The organism is Actinomycetospora sp. 2LY8.5 (assembly GCF_057180585.1).
Window position 1 is genome coordinate 71,459 of record NZ_JBXUHE010000005.1, and the last position, 23,107, is coordinate 94,565.

Below are 23,107 nucleotides of genomic sequence, written 5' to 3' on the forward strand. Positions count from 1 at the left end.
TGGGGTGTCGCGAGGACCGGCCACCGCCCGGATATCCTGATCCCCATCGCAGCACCGAGTGAGGAGTCGCTCGCCGTGGGCGACCGGGCTCCCGGTCAGGTCGGGGCCAGGAGGCTGGTCGGCGCCGCCGGCCTCGGTGTCCTGGTCTCGGGCCTGATCGTCAACGTCTACCTGGCCGTCGTGGCGCGGGCCCTGCCGCCCGCCGAGTACGCCACGTTCGGCTCGTTCTGGGCGATCGCCCTCGTTCTCGGTTTCGGCGCCTTCCTCCCGCTCGAACAGGAGCTCGCGCGACGTCTCCCGTCCCCCGGTGACCGGCGCGCCCTCCTGCGGGCGGCGACCGCCGCGTCGGCGGTGCTCGCCGGCATCGCGCTGGCCGTGCTCGCCCTCGCCCTGCCGATCGTCTCCCGCTCGCTGGACGGCAACCTCTCGGCGTTGCTGGCCCTCGTCGCGCTCTGCCTGGTGTCCGGCGGCCAGTTCCTGGTCCGCGGCACGCTGATCGGCACCGACCGCCTCGTCCGGCACGCCGCCGTCATGGTGCTCGACGCCGTGCTCCGGCTCGGTCTCGCCGTCGTCGTGTTCTTCGTGGGCGGCGCCGACGCCGCCGCGTTCTGCTGGGCGCTGGTCGTCGCGATCGCGCTCGCCCACCTTCCGCAGCTGCCGGCCGCCTGGCGACGCGCGGTCGCCTGGGGCAAGCCCGCGCCGGCCGACGCGCCGCCCGTCTCGGTCCTCGGCCTCACCCGGGACGCGATGCCGCTGCTGGTCGGCTCGGTGTGCGCCCAGCTGCTGCTCAACGGGCTGCCCGTGCTGGTCGTCGCCCAGGCCTCCGACGCCGACGAGGCCGCCGCGGGCGTCTTCGTCGCCGCCTTCACGCTGGCGAAGGCGCCGCTGTCGATGGTGGTTCCGCTGCAGTCGGCGGTGGTCCCGACGCTCACCCGCCTCATCGCCGCGGACCGGCGGCGCGAGGTGCTGGTCCTGCTCCTCAAGGGCGTCGCCGCGCTCGGTGCCGTGGCCGCGGTCGGCGTGCCGCTCGCGCTGCTGATCGGCCCGCCGCTGGTCTCGCTCGTCTTCGGTGCCGAGTACACGATCGGCGGCCTGGACCTCGCGATCATCCTGTGCGGCGTCCTCGCCCACATCGGCCTGGTCGTCGTCACCCAGGTCCACGTGGCCCGGGCCCGGCACCGGGACGTCGCGCTGAGCTGGACCGCCGGGCTCGTGACCGCCGGCGTGACGTTCTGGCTCGTGCCCGGTGTCGTGCTGTCCGGCGAGGTCGCGTTCGCCGTCGGTAGCGCGGTCGGTGCGCTGGTCAGTGGATTGATCCTGGCGGTCTCGCGCCGCCGTCCGAACGAGGGGAACGACGCGTGACCGGCGAGGGCACCGAGTACGACGAGCAGTACTACCTGGCCAACGGGCAGGCCGACGACCGGCCCGCATTGCGGTGGTACACCCAGCTGGTCGGTCGCTACACCGCGGGCGGTCCGTACCTCGACTTCGGGTGCGGCACCGGTCACCTGGTGCGACGGCTCTCGGCCCTCGGGTCCGCCTCGGGCCTCGAGATCTCCGAGTACTCGGCGCGCACCGCCCGCCGCAACGCGCCCGGAGCGACGATCGCGACCGACCCCGCCGACCTCCCGGACGGCGGCTTCGGTGCGCTCACCGCGATCCACGTCCTGGAGCACCTCGACGACGCGGTGGCGACGCAGACGCTGACGACCTGGCGGCGCGTCCTGCGGCCCGGCGGTCACGCCGTCGTCGTGATGCCCGACCCCGCGGGTCGCGGGCGCCGCCTCGCGGGGGACGCCTGGATGGGCTTCGCCGACGAGACGCACATCAACCTGAAGCCGCACGCGCAGTGGCGGGAGTTCCTGGTCGACCACGGTTTCCACGTCGAGCGCGAGGGCACCGACGGCCTGTGGGACGTGCCGTACGGCCGGCTCCCGAAGCTGCTCGACGCCGCGCGGTACGCCGTGCCCGCGTTCGTGCAGTTCCTGTCCGGTCGGCTGGTGCTGCGGCCGGGCACCGGCGAGTCGTCGGTCTTCGTCCTCCGGCGGGCCGACGGGAACTAGGGCTGCTCCACCGGTACCGACATCGTGGTGTTCGGGGCGGGCGACCAGCCCGACACGACGACCCGGCGCGGGTCGACCGCGTAGGCCGGGATGAGGGGCACGAGCGGCGCGAGCCGGTAGACCTGGCCCGCCGTCGCGTCGGGCGCCACCTTCAACCGGGTGACCAGGGACGTGACCTCCGAGTCCCGCAGGCTCTGGACGAAGAGTCCGCCGCGCCCGGTCTGCCAGATGTCGGCGGTGCGGAACGCGAGCGGCTCCTGCCCCCACACGAGGGCGAGGGTGGACGGCTCGTTGATGCCCAGGGCCTGGACGGGCTTGCGCTCGCACGGGAACAGGAACGCGTACTGCCAGCTCACCGCGGTCGCCTCGCCAGGGTCGCGGTAGTCCGGCAGCGACGTCCAGCGCTGCACGCTGGGGGCCGTCAGCGCGAGCCAGCCGCCGCGGTCCACCGAGGTGTCGGTGGCGACCAGGCGCATGACCGTCGCGCCCGGCGGTGGCCCGTCCGCTCCCTCGAGCAGGACCGAGCGCCACGTCGTCGAGTCGACGGCACCGCCCTCGTCGTCGAGGCCGAGCTCCTGCCCGCCGACCGGCACGACCCGGCCGTCGACCACGCCGGCGTACTCGACCCGGAAGCTGTTGCCGTCCCCGGTGCGCCCGGACACCGACGTCGTCATCGCCGCGCCCGGGCGGTCCGCCGGGATCGCGTACCAGGGGGTGGAGAACCCGCCCACGGTGCCGTCCGACCCGTACGCGGCACCGGGACCGGCGGGGGGCGCGACGAAGCTGCCCCACGCCTCGGAGCCGGTGGGCGGCGGCGGGTGGGACGGGAACCATCCGCCCGGCACGAAGGCCGCTGTGCCGCCGGTGCCGCCGGTGCCGCCGGGCGGTGGGGCGGGCAGGTCCGGGCGGGGCGCTAGGGCGGTCGCGGTCGCCGGGTCGAGGACCTCGATCCAGGGGGCCGCCCCGCAGTTCCGGGCGAACGGGTCGCGCAGCGAGTCGGCCCACGGGGAGTAGCCGTCGATGGTGCGGGCGGTGGCCAGCACGAAGCCGCCGACGAGGTAGGTCGTGGCGACGAGCAGGACCACGGCGGTCGTGAGCGAGACCGCGATGACCGGGACCTGGGGTCGCCACGACGGGGCCCACCGGCGCACCGCCACCGCCGTCAGCCCGGCCAGCACCAGCCCGCCCACGAGCCACCACACGGGCTGGTCGAAGGAGAAGAAGGCGACCCGGGGTACCTCGTAGGCGTCCGGGAGGCTGAGCATCCAGGAGTACGGCCAGGCGTTCTTCCCGTGGCCGGCGAGGGCGGCGAGGACGACCACGGCGAGCCCGACGCCGACGGTCACCGCCGTGCGGGGGCGGGGCACCGCGCGGTCACCGCCGTCGTCTCCGGGCGGCCACAGCTCGCGGAGCAGGACCGGGATGCCGACCGCGGCGAGCGCGAGGACCGCCGGGCCCACGGTCGCGAGCGTGCCGAAGTGGTGGGTCCACTTGCTCGGGGTGAGCCAGAGCAGGGCGAACGAGAGCAGCAGCGTCCAGGTGGCCGCGGTGAGCCGGGGCGGGAGGCGGAGGTCCCGCCCACGGGCGGCGGCGACGAGGGCGAGTAGGCAGACCAGCGCGAGCAGTCCGAGCAGGACCGGGTAGCGCTTGGCGTAGGTGCCCATGGCGCTGCCGTCCTCGAAGAGGAAGGTCCACCGGACGATCTCGGAGTACCAGGTCTCCTGGCCCTGCATCCCCAGGAAGATCTGCTGGGCGCGGGTGAAGTCCCGCAGGGATCCGTCGGCGAACGCCAGCACACCGACGAGCGCCCCGGGCGAGGCCAGGGCGACGAACGTCGCGACCCTCCGGGGCACGCCGAACTCGCCGAGTCGGCGCCACACCGCGGGGATCGAGGCCAGCAGCGGGGCGAGCGCCACGAACCCCGTCGGAGCCGCCGTGGCGCCGAAGGTCGCGACCGCGACGGCGAGCCCGACCAGGAACCACCGGTCGCGCTCCAGGGCCACCCGCAGGCACAGCAGGCTCGCGATCACGCTGGTGGCGACCACGGCCTCGGCGCGCACGCCGACGTCGTAGGCCAGCCACCACGCGGCGAAGGCGAGGCCCAGGACGGTGTGCAGGGCGACGGCCCGGATGCGTCCCGGCCCGGCGGGGAGGGCCCGGGCGACGTACGCGCGCAGGAGGACCCAGCTGAGCAGCCCCAGCAACAGGGCGGGGATCCGCTGGGCCACGGAGCTCACGCCCGCGACGCCCTGCCACCAGGAGAGCGCGTAGTACATCCACGTGAACGGGGTGAAGCCCTGGTTGTAGAGCTGGTAGTAGTTCGCGACGTAGCCGGTGTACGGGACGTTCGCGGCCATGGCGGCGTAGTAGCCGTCGTCGTCGGTCATGGGCCCGATGAACGTCCACAGCACGAGCAGCGCGGGCACGACGACGTCGGCGACGCGCAGACGCGGCCATCGCCGGTCGCGGTCCTCGACGTCCCACCGGGCGGCTCGCGCCGCGCGGTCGTGCGCCCACAGCGCGACCAGGACCACCGCGACGGCCAGCAGCAGGAGCACCGTGACGGCGGTCTTGACCGGGGTCGGTGACGTCGAGAACTGGTCGTCGACCGTCACGCGGACACCGATGCCGGCGCCTCCCGGGGACGGCGGCACCGAGGACACCAGCGCGTCGACGTCGGGCAGGGACGCCGGCCCTGCCCGGCCCACGACCCGGCCGTCGAGGGTCACCGCCGTGCCGGTGAGGTCGCCCGCGATGCCGATCGTGCAGGCCCCCGCGGGCAGGGCGACGTCCGCGAGGGGGATTCCCCGCGAGACGACCGTGAGGCGGTCGCCGCGCACCGTGGCCTGCAGGCCGACTCCGGCGGCCGAGGACAGCGGCGGCAGCGTGGCGAGCAGCAGCCCGTCGCCGGGAGCGCCGAGCGCCGGACCGCGGCCGTCGCCGCCGGCCGCGCGCGCCGCGCGGCAGTCGGCGCGGACGTCGAGCGCGAGCGGGCGCTGGGTGGTCAGCTGCAGCGTCGTCGGCCGCGGGTCGGCGGGATCGAGCGGCCAGCTCACCTCGGGCTGCGAGACGCTGACCGGCAGCAACGGGAGCAGGACCGCGCACAGGAGCGCGATCACGCCGGCGACGGTGGCCACCGTGGGCCACGACGGTCTCCAGGCCGTGCCACGTCGGATCACGCCGCCCGCGGGCTGCGAGGTCGTGGTCACCGGTACTCCGGGGTGGTGGAGGGGATGAGGCACGCTAGCAACCACGGTGCGTGAGCGGACGCTCCGGTGGGTCAGCGGCGGAACACCCACACACCGTCCCGGACCTCCCCGCGGACACCCGTGACGGCGCGTGTCCAGCGCACCGCCGTGGGGACGTCGACGTCGGGCTGGGGCACCACGAGCACGACGGTGACGCCCAGCCGGTCGAGGTCGCGACGGGCGGCGGCGGGGTCGCCCCCGAGCCGGTCGAACGCCGTCGCGGGTGCCTCGAGGATGAGCGGCCGGCCCGGCGCGGACCCGATGAAGTAGCCGCCGGCCTGCCGGTAGGCGAAGTCGGCGTCGGCCTGCCACAGCATCGGGCGCGCTCCGCCGATCCAATGACCCGAGGTGCGCGGCACCGTCGCCACCACGTCGGCGGTGGACAGCCCGGGTGCTCCCTCGGCGAAGAACGCCGGCGAGGTCGCGTCCGTGACCTGCTGCGAGTCCGACGGGAGCCAGGTCGCCGCGGCGACGACGACGGCGACGAGGAGGGGGATCCGCACTCGGGGCGGCGTGCGCAGCGCACGGTCGCACGCCACGGCGACCAGCACCGCCACCGCGAGGGCCACGAACACCCCGTAGCGCACCGGCTCGGCCTGCCCGACCAGCGGCACCGAGTGCAGCACCGCTCCGGGCAGGGGGACCGGGGTGTCGATCCCGGCGACGCGCAGATGGGGGCCGAGGGAGACGACGAGAGCGACGCCCCCCACCGCGGCGGTGAGGCGGACCGCGGTCTCACGGACCAGCACGGTGGTCGTGACGCAGACGAGCAGCAGGGCGATCCCGAGGTAGGCCGAGGCCTCCGAGGGCAGCGTGGCGTAGAGCCGGCTGCCGAGGCCCTCCCACCCGAGCGGCAGCTTGAGCAGCGGGGGCGGGGCGACGAGCCCGGCGAGGTCCGCGCCGGTGGTCTCGGGGCGGCGGATCTGCCCCTGGGGGCGGGACGGTCCGGCGAGCAGGAGCCAGAGCGGGTAGGCGCACGTCACGGCGACGACCCCGCACGCGGCGAGCAGCGACCGGCCGAGGGCGGGCAGCCGCTGCGCGACGAGCCGGGGCCACCGCAGCGCCAGCGCCACCGCAGTGACCAGGACGACCACCGCGCCGAGGGCGACGGTCTGGGTGTAGATCCCGAGCTGCAGGGAGATCGCCAGGCCCACCAGCGCCCCGTCGCGCCACGGCCGTCGTTGCTCCACGAGCACCGCGCGCACGGCCCACAGCAGGACCGGCGGCAGCACGGCCCAGACGAGGTTCAGGTGGCCGACCGCGGCGTGGGCGACGACGAACGGCCCGAACCCGTAGAGGCCCCCGCCGAGGGTGCGGGCGAACCAGCTCCGCGCCCATGGGCGCAGCGCGAGGTAGCACGCGAGGGCGGACGCGACCGGACCGAGGAGCATCCCGACGTTGAACGCCGCGGTCGGCCCGGCCGTGAGCGTCACCGGGGCGAGCAGCACACCGAGGACCGGGACGCTCGTGTTCCACAGGGCGTTGACGCCCGACGGCGCGCCCATCCACGTGGTGAACAAGGGGTTCTGCCCGTGTCCCAGCGCCCAGGGCACCCATCGGAGCCACCACGTGAACAGGCCGCTGTCGGCGGAGACCCACCCCGTCGCACGGTGCGTCAGGTCCGGCAGCGCCCGGTGGTGGAACGCCAGCGACGCCACCGCGTAGATCGCGGCCGCGAGGACCCAGCCCCCGCGCCGGGCATGCGCCGGACGGGCACCGACGTCGACCGCAGGGGCGGTGACGGGCTCGGTCAGGGTCACGCCGCCCAAGCGTGCCGTATCGGCAGGGTCCTCCGACGGCAGGGCGCTCTCGGGCGTGCCGTCGCTCCGGCGATCACCGCCGGGCACGGGCCCGGGTCCGCGACACGGGACGCCCGTGGCGGGAGTCGCCCGGTGACCCCTCTACAGTGACGTCGATGCCGATTCCGGACCGTGACGACGCCGGTGAGCCCGCCGAGCCCGGCCTCGGGGCCGAGGACGGCGCGTCGGGGGCCGGGACGGAGGGGGCGATGGACGACGGACGCCATCACGACCTCTGCATCGTCCTGACCTACTACAGCCCGTACGTCTCGGGTCTCACCAACGTCGCCCGCGACCTCGCCGAAGGCTTCGCCGCCCGAGGCAAGCGGGTCTGCGTGGTGGCGTCGAAGCACGACCCCTCGCTGCCGACCCACGAGGTCCTCAACGGCGTCCAGGTGATCCGCGCCCCGGTGCTCGCGAAGGTGGGCAAGGGGACCATCGGCCTCAACCTGACCCGCCTCGCCCTGCGCGAGATGGCGCGGTCGACCGTGGTGAACCTGCACCTCCCGCTCGTGGAGGGCGGTCTCCTGGCGCGGCTGTCGCCCGCGCCGGTGGTGTCGACCTACCACTGCGACGTCTCGCTGCCCACCGGCGACGGTCCCCGCGCGCTCCGTCTCGTCAACGCCGCCCAGCACCGCGCCATCGACTTCTCGAGCCGGGTCGCGCTGCGGCGGTCGGCGGCCGCGGTCGTGTCCAGCGAGGACTACGCCAAGCACAGCCGCATGTGGCCGTCGATCCACGGCGGCATGGTGGCGATCCCGCCGCCGTGCCCGCCCCGGGGCACGGGTCGGCCGACCTACCGGAGGACCGACGGGCTGCACGTCGGGTTCCTCGGGCGCATCGTCGAGGAGAAGGGGCTCGAGCACCTGGTCGACGCGTTCCTCGCGCTGGACGACCCGGACGCGCGCCTGCTCATCGGCGGCGACTACGTCGACGTCGCGGGCGGCAGTGTCGTCCAGCGGGTCCGCCGGCACATCGGCGACGATCCCCGCGTCGAGATGCTCGGCTTCATCCCCGAGGACGACCTCGACGACTTCTACGCCTCGCTCGACGTCTTCGCGCTGCCCTCGGTGAACGCCTTCGAGGCGTTCGGCATCGTGCAGGTGGTCGCGATGATGGCCGGCGTGCCCGCGCTGGTGAGCGACCTGCCCGGCGTGCGCACCGTCGTCGAGAACACCGGCTTCGGCGCGGTCGTCGCGCCTCGGGACGTCGCCGGGCTCACCGCCGCGCTCGCGCGCCTGCGCGACGAGCCGCACGACACGGCGGCCGGCGCCGCCGCCGTGTCGTCGCTCTACAGCGTCGACGCCGTGCTCGACGCCTACGACGCCGTCTTCACCAAGGCCACCGGGCGCTGAGCCCCGCCGACCCTCCGGAGGAGTCCTTGAGCACCGAACCCGACGCCGGGATCGACGAGGTCTCGCGGACCTGGACCCGACTGGGCCGCGAGGACCCGCTCTGGGCGGTCCTCACCGACAAGGACAAGGAGGGTGGTGGCTGGGCGCCGGCCGACTTCCTCGCCACCGGCGCGACCGAGATCGCGACGTTGCTCTCCCGCCTCGGCGAGCTGGACGCCGACCCGGCCCGCGGCCGCGCCGTCGACTTCGGCTGCGGCGCGGGCCGCCTCTCGCACGGTCTGGCCACAGCGGGCTTCGACGAGGTGATCGGTCTCGACATCTCGCCGACCATGCTCGAGAAGGCGCGCGAGATCGTCAAGGCGCCGGCGTGCGACTTCCGGCTCGCGACCGGCCCCGACCTCGCCGTCGTCGAGCCCGGATCGGCGGACCTCGTCTACACCTGCCGGGTCCTCCAGCACATGCCGAGCGAGCTCGCCCACCGCTACGTCCGCGCGTTCTACCGGATCGCCAAGCCCGGCGGGCTCGTCGTGTTCCAGCTGCCCACGGCCCCCCGGTGGAACGCCGCGGGGATCGCGCTGCGCGTCCTGCCGCGCCCGGTGCTGCACCGCCTGCGCCGCGGGATGGAGATGCACGGGACCTCCGAGGCCGACGTGCGGGCGCTGGTGCGCTCCTGCGGCGGCGAGGTCCTCGCCGCCGACCCGGACACCAGCGCGGGCACCCGGTGGGACTCTCGGCTCTACGTCACGCGCGGCGCCACGGCCCCCTAGCCGCTCGGGTCGGACGCCGGCTCACCGGTCGATCAACGTCGCGATCCGGTCGCCGACGACCGGCGCCAGCGAGGCCGTGAACGTCCCCGTCAGGTGGTTGTCGTCGAGGTAGACCATGACGCGGCCGATCTCGGGCGGGCACGTCGTGGGCAGGCAGATCGAGTCGCTGAGGTCGAGGAACGACACCGTCGAGGGCGTCCCGGCCGGCAGGGCGGACATCCTCGGGTAGAGGTCCGAGCGCGGCACGTCGCACTCCTGCGCCGCACGCCCGTAGGAGTCCACGCAGCTCGGGGGCGCGTGGTCGAAGCGGGGGTTGTCGCGTACGCCCAGCACGGGCAGGCCCCCGTCGGCCAGACGGTTCCAGGCCTCGATCATCCCGGGCGGGGTGGCCTCGGTGCGTCCCGCGCGGACGTTGTGCGTCGCCTGCGCGACGACGAGCGCGGGACGCAGCTCGCTGAGCGCGTCGAGGGTCTGCTGGTTCCACGTGATGCAGTCGACCTCGCCGATGTTCGACTCGGACGTGGTCGAGAGTGGGCAGCCGGGCCGGATCAGCGTCTGCACCCGCCAGCCCCGCTCGTGGGCGATCGGCCCGACCGCCGGCAGGAACTGGGCCATGTGGGAGTCGCCGACGACGATGATGGTCCGCGCCGCCGGGTCCGGTGCCGGCACGTAGGTGCAGAGCTGGAGCGCCTGCTGCTCGGGGAGGTTGTGGCAGCCGTTCTCGGGCTCCTCGTACTTCACCCAGTCCTCGTAGGCGGAGACCGCCGGGGGGATGGGCTCGGCGTCCCGCGCGCCCCGGTCGACGAACCCCGGCTGCAGGGCCATCCCGCCCGGGTGGTTCAGGTCGCCGACGACGCCGGACGGCTCGGCGCGAGCGCTGGTCACGGCATGCCACGCGAGCGCGAGGACCAGCACCGGGGCGAGGGCCAGCACGGCGACGCGGTAGTCGCGCAGCGGCCCGGGCCGGCGGCGTCCGCGGCGCAGCAGCGGGTCCTCGACGAGGTGGCGGGTCGCGGCGGCCAGGAGCAGCGAGGTCCCGATGACCGCCACCCCGAGGCGGAGGCCGGGCTCCTCGGTGTGGAAGGTGACGAGGGCGAGGGTCAGGACCGGCCAGTGCCAGAGGTACAGCGGGAAGCTGATGCTGCCCAGGTACTGCATCGGGCGCGACGAGAGGAACCGCGCGCTGCCGAGGCGGTGCGACGTGTCGCCCGCGACGATCACGGCCGCGGCGCACAGCACCGGCCACAGGGCGAGGTAGCCGGGGAAGCCGCCCTCGACGTCGAGCACCATCCCGCACGCCGCCAGACCGACGAGGCCGCCCCAGCCGAGGACGAGCCCGGCCCAGGAGGGCAGGCGCATCCGGTGGATCCCGAGGGCGAGGAGCCCGCCGAGCGTGAACTCCCAGACGCGGGTGAGCGAGTCGAAGTAGGCGTAGGTCTGGTCGGTCGCCGTGCTGACGACCGACCACACGAGGGAGATCGCGGTGGCGGCGACGAGGAGCGCGACGACGGCGGGACGCCCGGCGACCCCGGCCCGTCGTGCGGCCAGGGTGGCGAGGATGACCATCGGGGGGAAGAGGATCGCGAACTGGCCCTGGATCGACAGTGACCAGAAGTGCTGGACCACGCTCGCGGTGTTGTGGGCGGCGTAGTAGTCGACCGAGTCGGCGGCCAGCTGCCAGTTCTCGACGAAGAAGGCCGACGTGACGACCTCGCGGACCGTCTGCGGCCACCGCGACTCGGGGAGCAGGAGCAGGCTCGCGACGACCGTGCCGACCAGCACCACGGCGGCCGGCGGGACCAGGCGGCGCAGGGTCCGGCCCCACTGGCGGACGAGGTCGACCCCGCCCCGCTCGGCGGCGCGCACGAGCTGCCCCGCCGCGAGGAACCCCGTGAGGGCGAAGAACACGTCGACGCCGCCGGAGACCCGGCCGATCCAGACGTGGTAGACGACCACGAGGAGCGACGCCACGGCCCGCAGGCCCTCGATCTCGGGGCGGAACCGCGAGCCGTCACTGGGTTGGCGGGCGGTCCCCGAGCCCGCGGCACCGGGTCGTCCGCCGGCCACGAGGCCGTCCGCCGGGACGTCGCCTCCTGCCCGCGCCGACCCGTGAGCCGTGGAAGTCATCGCCTCGGACTGTGCCCTTCCCGTTCGATGCGCCGCACACCGGGGTCCACTCGGAGCAACGACTCGGACACGATCCGCTCCGACGGACAGGGCGGACGAATCCGCCCGCGGCGCAGGGACAGCACCGAGGGTCGTGGTCGATCTTCTACCCGGTCGGTACCCGATCTACGCCGGACGAGGCCGAGACCACCTTCTCCGGGGCATCAGCCCTCCGGACGAGGCGGGCACCTGGTGCAACCCGGGCGCTCTGATGATCGGTCAGTCGCCGGGACGGGGTCCGCCGGGCCATCTCCAGGTGCCACCGCGCCGGGATCGGTGCCGGCGGGTGGTAATCCCCCCGGGGCCGTCCCCGGGGCGGGTCGTTCCTCCGCCGATCGCCGTCGCCCCAGCACGGTCACGCCGGAAGGATGCCGCGTCGTGGCCGGATCACCGCGAGGGTGATGTCAGCGACCGTCCCTCTCGTCGGTACCGAAGAGCCGTCCCCAGCTCTCCGGGGTGGTCAGGGCGGGGCGCGCCGCGCGCCAGCGCTCGGCCGCGGCCGAGCCCTCGCGGAGGAACCGCCACAGCACCCGGGCGCTCTCGCCCGTCAGCGTCCTGAGGTGGTCGCGGTCGCGACGGCGCAGCCGCACGCCGTTCTCCCCGGCGTCCACGACGGCCACGCGGTCGAAGAGGGAGACGTGCCACCAGTGGGCCTCGCCTGCGCCGATGAGACCACCGTGCCGGGGCACGCGTCCGGTCGCCTGCTGGACGGCGCGCTTGAGCTTCACGAGGCCCGGACGGGACGGCTCGAAGCCGGCGCGCGCGATCGGCATCTCGACGCTCGCGAGGTCCGGTACCTCGTGCACGCCGTGGAGCGTGGTCTCGGTGTAGCGCCGCCGCTCCTCCTGGATGCTGAACGCGGCGCTCACCCCGCCGTCGGTGAGGACGTCGGGACCGGCGAGGAAGTCGTCCACCGCCTTGATCAGGGTCGCCGCGAGCCCGTAGTTCATCGCCAGGAGGTAGGCGGTGAGCAGGTCGGCGACGGTCTTGCCGACCCGGCGGACGGGGAAGTCCGAGTGCAGGGCCGCGGTGATCATCCCGTTGCGGTGGTTGAAGTACCGCCGCCAGTCGTCCCAGTCCTTCCACATGAAGTCCGCGTGCCAGAGGCCGGCGCCCGGCAGCGTCACGGTCGGGTAGCCGTGGGCGCGGGCCCGGTAGCCGTACTCGACGTCGTCCCACTGGAAGAAGAAGGGCAGGGGGTAGCCGATGGCGCGGGTGACCTCGGCGGGGATCAGGCAGGCCCACCAGCCGTTGTAGTCGGCGTCCACGCGGCGGTCCTGGACGTTCTTGGTGCCGTCCGGGAAGTAGCCGGTGACGTCCGACTCGCCCACCGCGCCCTCGGGTCGACGCCCGCACGCGAGGTCGACGAAGTCCGCGCACTCCGCGCCGGCGATGACCTGGGTCGGGTGCAGGAGGTTGAGCATCTGCGCCCCGACGATGGTCGGGACCGCCGTGTGCCGGGCGAACGCGGTCAGGCGCACGACGACCTCGGGCTCGCACCGCACGTCGTCGTCCATGAGCAGCACGTCGGTCTGCGGGTCCGTGCCCCGCTCGACGAGCTCGTAGAGGCCGCGGGTGAAGCCGCCGGCGCCGCCGAGGTTGCTCTGGGTGATGTAGCGGAGCCGGTCGCCCAGCGCCTCCGCGACATCGGCGTACCCGGGCTGGTCCTCGACCCGGTCGGACCCCTGGTCGACGACGAGGACGCGGTCGAGGACCGCGAGGGCGTCCTGGTCGTCGACGACCGTGCGCAGCGTGCTGAGGCAGTCGACGGGGCGGTTGTGCGTGCAGATCACCATCGAGGCGTGCCGGCTCGTGACCGGGGCCGCCACCGTCCACCGGGCGTCGGAGAGCTCGACCTCGGCGTCGTCGGTCGTGATCTCGATCCAGAGCCCGCCGCCGTCGAGGAACCGGTCGAGCGTCGCCGACAGCGCGAGGTCCTCGGCCTCGGTGTCGTGGACCGCGAGGGTGCGCGGCACGCCGTTCGTGTCGGAGGCCCGCAGCATGACCCGGCCACGGCCGCTGAACCGGCCCTCGAACCGCACCTCGGTGGCGGTGGCCCAGCGCTGCCAGTAGCTCGCGGGGAACCGCCCGAAGTAGGTGTTGGTGCTGACGTGGCTGAACTCGCCGACGCGCATCCGGTCCCGGCGACGCTCGGCGCGACCGCGCACGATCTCCACGTACATGTCGTCCGGGGTGTCCGCGGTCGGCCCGGCGTACAGCCCGCGGGCGACCACGGCGCGTCCGGAACGCGTCGTGCCCTCGGCGGTGCGGGCGGTCTCGACGTCGGTCATCGGTGCGTGCTCCCCGGCGGTGCGTGGTCGGGCGGTCACCCGTCGGCCACGTCTCAGCGTAGGAGACGCCTCCCGCGCTCCTCCCGGTGCGCCGCGACGACCCGCCGGTCAGTGGGCGCCGGTCAGTGGGCGCCGGTCAGTGGGCGCCGGTCAGTGGGCGCCGGTCAGTGGGCGCCGGTCAGTGGGCGATGCCCGGCGACGCCGACCGCTGCGCGGGCGTCACCGGCGACGGCGTCGAGGTGATGACGACGACGACCTGCTCGTGGTCGTGGGTGAAGGCCTCGTACCGGAAGTCGACGCCGGTCGCGGCCACGTACTCCGTCCAGGCGCGGTGCTCGCCGTCCTCCCATCCCGCATGGTTGAGGTACTCGTCGAACACGACGACGGAGCCCGGGCGCAGGCGGGGACCGACGTGCTCGAGCACGGTGGCCGTCGACGAGTAGAGGTCGGCGTCGAGGTGCAGGAGGTCGACCGGATCCGGGTGCTCGGCGAGGAACGCCGGCAGCGTGTCGGCGAACCAGCCGACGACGAGCTCGGCACCGGGGACGTCCGGCGGCTCGACGTCGTCGAACGTCCCGGCGGCGAACCCGGCCCGCCAGTCCTCGGGCAGGCCCTGGAACGAGTCGAAGCCGAACACCCGGCCGTCGCCGCGCGCCGCGGCGATCGCCCGCAGGGTGGTGCCCGAGTAGACACCGAACTCCAGGGCGAGTCCGCCGCGGCGGGGCGCGAGCTCGAGGGCGTGCGCGAGGGTCGCGAGCGGGTTCGGCAGGGTGCGCGCGCCGGGCATCGCCTCGCGGACGAAGCGCGCGCTGCTGTCGACGGCCTCGCGCTCCCCGGCGGCGAGCATGTCGCGGCGGTCGCGGATCTCCCGCTGCACCAGGTCGTGGCGCAGCGCCCCGATCTCGCTGCGCGCGGCGTCGAGCTCGGCGCGCTGGTCGCGCACCCGCGCCTCGAGCGCCTCCAGTCGCGGCAAGACCCGGTGCTCGACGACGGTCGTGACGCCGCGTTCGACGGCACCGACCAGTCGGACGTTCAGGTCGTGGCGCAGGCGGGCGAGACGGGAGAACACCCCGCCATGGAATCGGACCCGCCGGATCGCGTCGAGGGAGGATCGAGGACCGGTCGGCAGGGGCCGACGAGGGGTCACCCGATCCAGCTACTGCCGCGTAGCGGAGCCCTGGGTCGCCACGCCGTCCGGCGCACCGCGAGCGGTCGGGGGCCCGCGCCGGATCGCCGCGACGGCCATCGCGGTGTGCCCGATCCCGAGCATGACCATCGTGGCGACGCCGAAGGGCCAGTAGATGTGACTGGTCAGGAACGACCAGGCGCCGACGACCGCGAACAGCGCGCCCACCCCGGCCAGCAGGCGCCACACCCCGGGCGCCGCGACGAGGGCGAGCACGGCGGCGAGCACCGTCGCGGCGAGGTAGGCGTACGCGCCGCGGATGCCGAGCGCGTCGGCGATCTCGAACAGCGCCGCGACCCAGGGGCCCGGGCCGACGCGCATCGTCTCGTGGCCGCCGCCGATGCCGGCGAGGGCGTCGAGCGCGCCGTAGAAGGCCGCGTAGACGAGGCCGAGCACGACGGCGAGGCCCTCGAGCACTCGGCCGAGCGGGCCGGCCGGCCGCGCGGCGTGCACCACCGCCCACGGGCCGAGCGCGAGCAGCGGGAAGAGCACCAGCCCGATGACGTGCAGGTCGCGCCACCAGGGCGCCGACTCCGGGGTCAGCACTGCCGGGTGGGAGCTGCCGAGCACCGCCAGGGCGAGGGCCGGCAGGGTGGTGGCGGCGACCGCCGGCAGAACGCGCATCGGACACATCCTCGCAAACACGACACCATCGGCCGGTCGGCCGATGACCGGGCCACGTCATGTCACGCCGACGACAGCACGATGGTCGTCTGATCCACCGATAGGGTGACGCCGCGAAGATCCTGTCGCTTTGCGTGCCCGAACGGTGCTGCACTGTCTCAGTGACGGCGGCCGAATGGAGGGTGAGGTGACGCTCCTTGCGGGCGCGCTCGCGATCCTGGCCGCCCTGCTCTTCGCGATCGCCTCCGTGGCCCAGCGCGGCGCCGCGGCGGACGTCCCCGACGACGAGGCCCGCGGCGGGCGGCTGATCCTGCGCCTGGTGCGCTCCCCGCGCTGGTGGGCCGGCACGGTCGGCGACACCGGGGGGTTCGTCGTCCAGGCCGCGGCGCTCGGCGTCGGAGCGTTGCTGCTGGTCCAGCCGCTGCTCGTCACCACCGTGCTGTTCGCGCTCCCGCTCGAGGCGCGCCTGACCGGTCGGCGCATCGGGCGCAGCGAGGTGCGGTGGGCCCTCGTGCTCGTCGCGGCGCTGGCCCTGTTCGTCGTCGTCGGGGAGCCGACCGCGGGCGCCGACCGCGCGCCGTTCGACACCTGGCTCCCCTCGCTCGTGGTGCTGGCGGTCGCCCTCGCCGGGTGCGTGCTGCTCGCCGGCCGCCGGCGCGGACCGCGTCGCGCGGCGCTGCTCGCCGTGGCCACCGGGCTCGCCTACGGCCTGGTCGCGGCGCTGACCAAGTCGGTCGTCGACGCGCTCGGCGACGGGGTGGTCGAGCTGCTCACCTCCTGGGAGACCTGGGCGCTGGTCGTCGTCGTCCTCGGCGGCACGCTGCTGCAGCAGGCGGCCTTCGGCGCCGGCCCGCTCGCGGCGTCGCTGCCCGCGGTCACCGTCGGCGAGCCGGTGATCGCCGCGGTGCTCGGCGTCGTCGTGCTCGGCGAGCAGGTCCGCGCCGACGGCCTCGAGTGGGTCCTCATCGGCGTGCTCGTGGTGCTCATGGTCGCGGCGACCGCGGCCCTCTCCCGCTCGTCGGCCGCGGCCGCGCCGACACCGGACCCCGCGGATCGCGAGGTGGCGACGCCGTGACCTTCCAGCTGTCGCTCGACATCGAGGCCCGCGCCGCCGCGGCGTGGATGCTCGGGTCGTTCGTCGTCGTCTTCCTCGCCACGCGCGTGATCGTGCGCCTCATCCGCGCCGGGAAGGGCCCGTTCCGCGACCAGGCGGTGGGTGGGGTCCACCTGCACCACCTGGTGTGGGGCATCTTCCTCATGCTGCTGGCCGGGGTCGGCGAGTTCACCTATCAGCCCGACCCTCCGTGGCTCTACGTGCTCGCGGCGGCGTTCGGGGCGGGCGCCGCGCTGACCCTCGACGAGTTCGCGCTCTGGCTGCACCTCTCGGACGTCTACTGGGCGCGCGAGGGCCGCGTCTCGGTCGACGCCGTCCTGATCGTCGGCGCGCTCATGGCTCTTCTCGTCGTCGGTGCCAACCCGTTCGACTCGACCACGAACGACGGCGTCGTGGCCTTCGTCGCGACCACCGTCGTCAACGGCCTGATCGCCGTGATCGCCCTGTTCAAGGGCCGCCCGCTGCTCGGCCTGCTCGGGCTGCTCGTGCCCGTCGTCGCGTTGGTCGGCGCCGTGCGGCTGGCCCGCCCGACCTCGCCCTGGGCGCGCTGGCGCTACCCCGAGGGATCGACGAAGGCCGCGCGCAGCCGCAGGCGCTTCCCCGAGCGCGAGCGGCGGCGGTGGGACGCCGTGGTGGACGCGGTCGCGGGGCGGCCGAACCCGGACGGACCGGACGTGTCGCCGCCGGCGGTCGAGACGAGGGAGCAGGAGGGAGCACGCTGACATGGACGCCCACACGGACGCCCACACGGACGCCGAGACCCCGGATCTGCCCGACGACCACGGCGTGCACCTCGGCCAGCAGGACATCCGCGCGGCCAAGCTCGCCGTCCGACGCGCGGCGGGGGAGACCGAGCCCTACCGCTGGCCGGTGGGCAGGGGGAGGAACACGGCTCTCGCCGACATCCGCGCCGCCCACCCCGACCTCGCGCCGGACACCGTCACCGACGAGGAGGTGTGGGTCGCCGGGCGTCTCACCGGCCTGCGGCGCCAGGGCGGGCTGAGCTTCGGCACGCTGCGCGACCGCAGCGGCGCCATCCAGCTCTTCGTCGACACCGCGGTGGTCGGGCACGACGCCCACGTCGCGATCGACGACCTCGACCGCGGCGACTGGGTCGGCGTGCGGGGCCGGGTGATGACGACGAAACGCGGCGAGCTCTCGATCCGCGTCGAGGAGTGCGCCCTGCTGGCGAAGGCGCGGCGCCCGCCGGCCGGCGGGCACGGTCCACACGGCGGCCTCGCCGACGTCGAGACGCGCTACCGCCAGCGCTACGCCGACCTGCAGGTCAACGAGCGCACCCGTGAGATCTTCCGCATCCGTCACGCCGCGGTGCGCGCCATCCGGAACCACCTCGCCAAGCAGGGCTTCACCGAGGTCGAGGGCCCGGTGCTGCAGAGCATCCAGGGCGGGGCGTCGGCGCGGCCGTTCGTCACGCACCACAACGCGCTCGACCTCGACATGTACCTGCGCATCGCGCTCGAGCTGCACCTCAAGCGGCTCATCGTCGGCGGGATGGAGCGTGTCTTCGAGCTCGGGCGGGTGTTCCGCAACGAGGGTGTCGACACCCGGCACAACCCCGAGTTCACGATGCTCGAGGCCTATCAGGCCTTCGCCGACTACCACGACATGATGGATCTGACCGAGGGCATGGTCGTCGCGGCCGCGCACGCCGCCCTCTCCGGCGACCTCACGGTGCGCTATCAGGGCCAGGAGATCGACCTCCGCCCGCCGTGGCCGCGCCGGCGCTTCGCCGACATGATCACCGAGAAGACCGGTGCGGTGATGCACCCCGAGATGCCGCTGCCCGAGGCCCGCCGGATCCTCGACGGCCTCGGCATCGCGTGGGAGCAGGGCTGGGGCGCGGGCCGCCTGATGAAGGAGGTCTACGACGAGCGCGTCCAGCACGACGTGGTCGGCCCCGTCTTCTGCCTCGACTACCCGCGCGAGGTGTCGCCGCTGGCGCGTGCCCACCGCGAGGACCCGGCGTACAGCGAGCGCTTCGAGCTGATCGTCGCCGGCTTCGAGCTGTGCAACGCCTACTCCGAGCAGAACGATCCCGTCGAGCAGATGGCGGCGTTCGAGGAGGAGGCGCAGGCCAAGCGGAACGGCGACCCCGAGGCCGGCGACATCGACCTCGACTACGTCCGCGCTCTCGAGTACGGCCTGCCGCCCACCGGCGGGCTCGGCATCGGCATCGATCGGCTCGTGATGCTGCTGGCCAGCGTCGACTCGATCCGCGAGGTCATCCTCTTCCCGACCCTGCGCCCCGAGTTCGCCCCGCCGCCCGGGGGCGGCCCCGGCGGCGCCCACCGCCCGGTGCTCCCGCCGACGCCGATGCCGGCCGCGGCGCTCGCGCCCCCGACCCCGTCGACCCCGGCCGCGGTGGCCTCGGCGGCACCCGACCAGGGCCCTCCGAAGCGGCCGTGGGTGGTCACGCTGATCGCCGGGCTCACCGCGCTCGCCGGCCTGCTGCACCTGCTGGTGCACGTGCCGATCGTCCACGAGCGCCTCGGCGACCGGGTCAACCTCGACCTCGTCCCGCCGTGGTTCGCGGTCACCGGGCACGTGCTCTCGGCCGCGATCGGGCTGCTGCTGGTCCTGCTCGCCGACCAGCTCGCCAAGCGCAAGCGCACGGCCTGGCGAGTCGCGGTCGTGCTCTCGGCACTCGCGGTGCTCGCCCACCTGCTCAAGGGCCCGCACCAGGTGGGGCTGGCGATCAGCGTCGCGCTGCTGGTGCTGCTCGTCGTCGCCCGCGGGCAGTTCCGGGCACCCGCCGACCCGCCGTCGTTGCTGCGGCTGGTGCGGTTCGTGCCGATCTACCTCGCCTGCGTGCTGGCGTTCGGGTTCGTGTCGCTGGGCCTGCAGAGCGGGCGGATGACGCCCGAGCTGACGTTCACCGGTGGCCTCGAGACGATCGTCGCCGGGCTGGTCGGGCTCGACGGGCCCTACACCTTCGACCGCCGGGTGTTCGCCGAGACCTTCCCGGCCGCGCTGCTCGCGCTCGGCGTCGTCGGGCTCGTCGTGTTCCTGGTGCTGCTGTTCCGGCCGCTCACGGCGCGCGACCCGCACACCCGCGACGACTGGACCCGCGCCGAGACGCTGGTGCACACCTACGGCTGGGACACCCTCGCGGCATTCGCCCTGCGCGACGACAAGAGCTTCTTCTTCGGCTCCGACGGCCGGGCGATGGTCGCGTACACCTATCTCGGCGGCTACGCGCTCGCGGCGGGCGACCCGATCGGCGAGGAGGCCTCGCTGCCCGGCGTCGTCGACGAGTTCCTCGCGATGTGCGCCCAGCGCGCCTGGACCCCGGCGTTCCTCGCCGCGCGCGAGGAGGACACCCGCGAGGGCGGCCTGCTCGCTTCGCGCGGGTTCCGGTCGTTCTACCTGGGCGACGAGGCGATCATCGACTGCCCGTCGTTCACACTGGAGGGCCGCGAGCGCAAGAGCGTGCGCGCCGCGGTGCGCCGGGTCGAGCGCACCCACCGGTTCCAGCTGATCGCCGAGTCGGCGGCGTCGCCGAAGCTGGTGGCCGCGCTCAACGCGATCTCGGAGAAGTGGCGCGGGAAGAACCCGGAGCGCGGGTTCACGATGTCGCTGTCGCAGGACATCACCGGCTCGGCGGCGAACAGCGACTTCCTGCTCTGCGTCGCGCTCGACGCCGACGGCGTGCCGGGCGGCTTCCTGCGGCTCGTGCCGGCCTACGGCGGACCGGCCACCAACACGACGTTCGGCTACACGCTCGACCTCATGCGCCACGACCCCGGCGCGCCCAACGGCATGACCGAGTTCCTCATCGCGAAGAGCGCCCTGGCGCTGGCGGAGCGGGGTGTCACGCGGCTGTCGATGAACTTCGCGATGTGGGGGCGCCTGTTCGCCGAGGACGTGCCGTTCACGGCCACGCAGAAGCTCGCGCGCCGCGCGGTGGGCGTGCTGAACCCGTTCTTCCAGGTCCGGTCGCTGCACGACTTCAACGAGAAGTTCGGGCCGCAGTGGCTGCCCCGGGTGCTCGCCTACCGCAGCCCCGCCGACCTACCGCGCGTCGGCCTGCTCTACGCGGGCGCCGAGGGGTTCCTGGCCGTGCCGGGGCTCGGGCCGATGTTCGTGCCGGCCGCCGTGGGTGGCGCGCCGTCCCCGTCCGGTGAGGCACCCACCGCGACCGCGGCATGAGCGTCATCGAGCGCCACCCCCGGCGGACGCGGGGCAACGGGTTCGGCGACGTCGTCCTCGTCGTGGTGCTCGTCGCGATGACGCTGGCGGTCGTGGTGACGGTCGTGGTCCTCGCGGAGGCGAGCGGGAAGAAGCCTCCGCAGGGCCCGCGGGGCACGGGGGCGCTCGACGCGCTGCAGGGCGACATCACCTCCGCGGGGCTGGTCGTCTGCTCGCGCACCGACCTGCCCGACCCGCGGGCCACCGACGCCGTCGCCGCCCGCACGCTGGTCGTCGCGGTGCGGTGCCGCGACGGCGAGACCGCGACCGTGCAGGCCGACGCCTTCGCCGACGACGCCGACCGCGACGCGGCGGCGCGCAGCCTCTCCGGGGTCGGGCGCCCGCGGGCCTCGTCGACCGTGCGCACGTACGGCGACCTGATCGTGGTCGTCCAGGGCGGCGCGGACGACGTCGTCGCCGACCGGATCGACGCGATGCTGCTCGCGAAAGGCGCCGCGTGAACGTCAAGCCCCGTGCGGTCGGCCTGGGCGTGCTGGCCCTCGCAATGATCAACATCGCGGCGATCGTCAGCGTCCGCAACCTGCCCGTCATGGCCGAGAACGGCTGGTCGATGCTGGCGCTGTTCGCGCTCTCGATCGTCGTGTTCCTCGTGCCCATCGCCATGGTCGCCGCCGAGCTCGGCACCGGGTGGCCGCGCGACGGCGGGGTGTACGCCTGGGTCAAGGAGGCCTTCGGCGAGCGCGCCGGCTTCCTCGCGGTCTGGTGCGACTACGCCGAGAACGTCGCCTGGTTCCCCACCGTGCTGTCGTTCATGGCGGCGAGCCTCGCGTACGCGCTCGACCCCTCGCTCGCGACGGACAAGGTCTTCCTCGTCGTGGTCATGCTCGCCTTCTTCTGGGCGACGACGATCGTGAGCCTGCGCGGGGTCGGCGCGTCGTCCTGGATCGGCTCGGTGGGCACGGTGGCCGGCTCGATCGTGCCGGCGATCGGCGTCGTCGTGCTCGCCGCCGCGTACCTGGCGCAGGGCAACCCGACCGAGATCCCGTTCTCGGCCGGCGCGCTCGTGCCCGACGTGGAGCTGAACAACCTGGCCTTCCTGGGCGGGATCATCCTGCTGTTCACCGGCATGGAGATGGCGGGCTTCCACGCCCGCGACACCCGCGACCCGGGGCGCACCGTGCCCCGCGCGATCGCCCTGTGCGTCGGGGTGGTCGTCGTGTTCTCGGTGCTGGGCTCGCTCTTCCTCGCGATGGTCGTGCCCGCGAGCGAGATCAGCCTGGTCTCCGGGACGATGGAGCTGTTCTCCCGCGTGCTCGACCGCCTCGGCCTCGGCTGGGTCGTCGCCCCGCTGGCGCTGGTCGTCGCCTTCGGCGGCATCGCCCACCTCGCGCCGTGGATCCTCGGGCCCGCCAACGGCGTCGCGGCGGTGGCCGCGCAGGGCTCGGTGCCGCCGCGGCTCGGGCGGCTCAACGCCCACGGCGTGCCGGTCGCGCTGCTGCTCATCCAGGGTGCGGCGGGCACGGTCTTCACGCTGCTGTTCCTGCTCGTGCCCAGCGTCAGCACCTCGTACTGGATGCTCTCCGCGGTCACCGCCCAGATCGTGATCATCATGTACACGCTGATGTTCGCGGCCGTGGTGCGCCTGCGGCACCTCCGGCCGGACGCGCCACGGCCGTACAAGATCCCCGGCGGGCTGCCGGGCGTCTATCTCGTCGGCGGGATCGGCCTGCTCGGGTGCCTCGTCGCCTTCGTGCTCGGGTTCGTGCCGCCGGGCCAGCTCGCCACGGGCAGCACGCTCACGTACGTCAGCCTGCTCGCCGTCGCGGTGGTGGTGCTCTCCGCCCCGCCGTTCGTGTTCGCGGCGATGGCCCACCGGCGCCGTGACGACGAGGCCCCGGTGCCGGCGTGACCGTCGGCTCCCTCGGCGAGATCGACATCACGACCGACGCGTTCCTCGGCGCCGGCGCGGTCATCGCGCTGTTCGTGGTCGTCGGCCTGCACGGCACGCCGGGCACACCGCAGGACTGGCTGGACGGCGGCCGGGCCGGGGCGAGCGCCGACGAGTTCGCCGCCGGGCACGGCGGCACCGCGCCGATCCTCGTCATGCCCGACGTCGACGCCACGATCGGGCGGGTCCTGCTCGCTCATGCTCGCCCTGCGCCACCCGGATCTCTTCGCGACGTTCGGTGACGACGCCGGGCTCGCGGGCCCCCGCGCCGGCGACACGAACGCCGACACCGCCTCCACGGTCGCCCAGCTCTTCGGCGGTTCGCAGGAGGCCTTCCTCGCCCACGAGCCCTCGGCGCTGCTCGCCGGGCGCCGGT

At 74.3% G+C, this 23,107-nt stretch carries 16 protein-coding genes; 10 read left to right on the plus strand and 6 right to left on the minus strand.

Annotated features, from left to right (window positions below; genetic code table 11):
* Nucleotides 1–75: 75 nt before the first annotated feature.
* The gene (locus AC2A1K_RS08775; RefSeq protein WP_483895935.1) at nt 76–1,362 is read left to right on the plus strand and encodes a lipopolysaccharide biosynthesis protein; all 1,287 of its coding nucleotides are present in this window, start codon (nt 76–78) and stop codon (nt 1,360–1,362) included.
* Nucleotides 1,359–2,063, plus strand: a complete 705-nt coding sequence (locus AC2A1K_RS08780; protein WP_483895936.1) for a class I SAM-dependent methyltransferase — start codon at nt 1,359–1,361, stop codon at nt 2,061–2,063. Before AC2A1K_RS08775 ends, AC2A1K_RS08780 begins: the two co-directional genes overlap by 4 nt.
* On the opposite strand, the gene AC2A1K_RS08785 is transcribed toward AC2A1K_RS08780, so the two are convergent.
* Nucleotides 2,060–5,272, minus strand: a complete 3,213-nt coding sequence (locus AC2A1K_RS08785; RefSeq protein WP_483895937.1) for an arabinosyltransferase domain-containing protein — start codon at nt 5,270–5,272, stop codon at nt 2,060–2,062. The genes AC2A1K_RS08780 and AC2A1K_RS08785 overlap by 4 nt on opposite strands.
* Before the next feature lie 71 nt (nt 5,273–5,343).
* Entirely contained in the window at nt 5,344–7,071 is a 1,728-nt protein-coding gene (locus AC2A1K_RS08790) for a hypothetical protein (protein WP_483895938.1), read from the minus strand.
* A 155-nt stretch (nt 7,072–7,226) separates the two neighbouring features.
* On the opposite strand from AC2A1K_RS08790, the gene AC2A1K_RS08795 reads away from it, so the two are divergent.
* A complete protein-coding gene (locus tag AC2A1K_RS08795) occupies nt 7,227–8,465 on the plus strand; it encodes a glycosyltransferase family 4 protein (RefSeq protein WP_483895939.1) in 1,239 nt (412 codons plus the stop codon).
* Between the two features lie 26 nt (nt 8,466–8,491).
* Nucleotides 8,492–9,232 (plus strand): class I SAM-dependent methyltransferase, encoded by a 741-nt coding sequence (locus AC2A1K_RS08800; protein WP_483895940.1) that lies wholly within the window; start codon nt 8,492–8,494, stop codon nt 9,230–9,232.
* 21 nt (nt 9,233–9,253) lie between these two features.
* Here AC2A1K_RS08800 and AC2A1K_RS08805 read toward each other — a convergent pair whose 3' ends face one another.
* From AC2A1K_RS08805 to AC2A1K_RS08820, 4 genes are all read right to left on the minus strand, one after another.
* Nucleotides 9,254–11,359: an acyltransferase family protein gene (locus AC2A1K_RS08805; RefSeq protein WP_483895941.1), complete on the minus strand. Its 2,106-nt coding sequence runs from the start codon at nt 11,357–11,359 to the stop codon at nt 9,254–9,256.
* 443 nt (nt 11,360–11,802) lie between these two features.
* Complete coding sequence (locus tag AC2A1K_RS08810) at nt 11,803–13,689, minus strand: glycosyltransferase (protein ID WP_483895942.1); 1,887 nt, start codon at nt 13,687–13,689, stop codon at nt 11,803–11,805.
* Between the two features lie 178 nt (nt 13,690–13,867).
* The gene (locus tag AC2A1K_RS08815; protein ID WP_483895943.1) at nt 13,868–14,758 is read right to left on the minus strand and encodes a class I SAM-dependent methyltransferase; all 891 of its coding nucleotides are present in this window, start codon (nt 14,756–14,758) and stop codon (nt 13,868–13,870) included.
* A gap of 87 nt (nt 14,759–14,845) precedes the next feature.
* A complete protein-coding gene (locus AC2A1K_RS08820) occupies nt 14,846–15,499 on the minus strand; it encodes a hypothetical protein (RefSeq protein ID WP_483895944.1) in 654 nt (217 codons plus the stop codon).
* Nucleotides 15,500–15,686: 187 nt separating this feature from the next.
* On the opposite strand from AC2A1K_RS08820, the gene AC2A1K_RS08825 reads away from it, so the two are divergent.
* From AC2A1K_RS08825 to AC2A1K_RS08850, 6 genes are read left to right on the plus strand one after another with little or no spacing between them, the layout of a single operon-like run.
* On the plus strand, nt 15,687–16,574 hold the full coding sequence (locus AC2A1K_RS08825; protein ID WP_483895945.1) for a DMT family transporter: 888 nt from the start codon (nt 15,687–15,689) through the stop codon (nt 16,572–16,574).
* A complete protein-coding gene (locus AC2A1K_RS08830; RefSeq protein ID WP_483895946.1) occupies nt 16,571–17,335 on the plus strand; it encodes a hypothetical protein in 765 nt (254 codons plus the stop codon). The genes AC2A1K_RS08825 and AC2A1K_RS08830 overlap by 4 nt, the downstream gene beginning before the upstream one ends.
* Before the next feature lies 1 nt (nt 17,336).
* Nucleotides 17,337–20,783, plus strand: a complete 3,447-nt coding sequence (lysS, locus tag AC2A1K_RS08835) for a lysine--tRNA ligase (protein ID WP_483895947.1) — start codon at nt 17,337–17,339, stop codon at nt 20,781–20,783.
* Complete coding sequence (locus AC2A1K_RS08840; RefSeq protein ID WP_483895948.1) at nt 20,780–21,283, plus strand: hypothetical protein; 504 nt, start codon at nt 20,780–20,782, stop codon at nt 21,281–21,283. The genes lysS and AC2A1K_RS08840 overlap by 4 nt, the downstream gene beginning before the upstream one ends.
* Entirely contained in the window at nt 21,280–22,692 is a 1,413-nt protein-coding gene (locus AC2A1K_RS08845) for an APC family permease (protein WP_483895949.1), read from the plus strand. The genes AC2A1K_RS08840 and AC2A1K_RS08845 overlap by 4 nt, the downstream gene beginning before the upstream one ends.
* Nucleotides 22,689–22,973 (plus strand): hypothetical protein, encoded by a 285-nt coding sequence (locus AC2A1K_RS08850; RefSeq protein WP_483895950.1) that lies wholly within the window; start codon nt 22,689–22,691, stop codon nt 22,971–22,973. The genes AC2A1K_RS08845 and AC2A1K_RS08850 overlap by 4 nt, the downstream gene beginning before the upstream one ends.
* Nucleotides 22,974–23,107 lie beyond the last annotated feature (134 nt).

Excerpts from the sequence above, each read along its gene's own strand:
- AC2A1K_RS08840 (WP_483895948.1), top strand. The coding sequence starts at position 20,780 with ATGAGCGTCATCGAGCGCCACCCCCGGCGGACGCGGGGCAACGGGTTC.
- lysS (WP_483895947.1), top strand. The coding sequence starts at position 17,337 with ATGGACGCCCACACGGACGCCCACACGGACGCCGAGACCCCGGATCTG.
- AC2A1K_RS08795 (WP_483895939.1), top strand. The coding sequence starts at position 7,227 with ATGCCGATTCCGGACCGTGACGACGCCGGTGAGCCCGCCGAGCCCGGC.
- AC2A1K_RS08820 (WP_483895944.1), bottom strand. The coding sequence starts at position 15,499 with ATGCGCGTTCTGCCGGCGGTCGCCGCCACCACCCTGCCGGCCCTCGCC.
- AC2A1K_RS08805 (WP_483895941.1), bottom strand. The coding sequence starts at position 11,359 with ATGACTTCCACGGCTCACGGGTCGGCGCGGGCAGGAGGCGACGTCCCG.
- AC2A1K_RS08810 (WP_483895942.1), bottom strand. The coding sequence starts at position 13,689 with ATGACCGACGTCGAGACCGCCCGCACCGCCGAGGGCACGACGCGTTCC.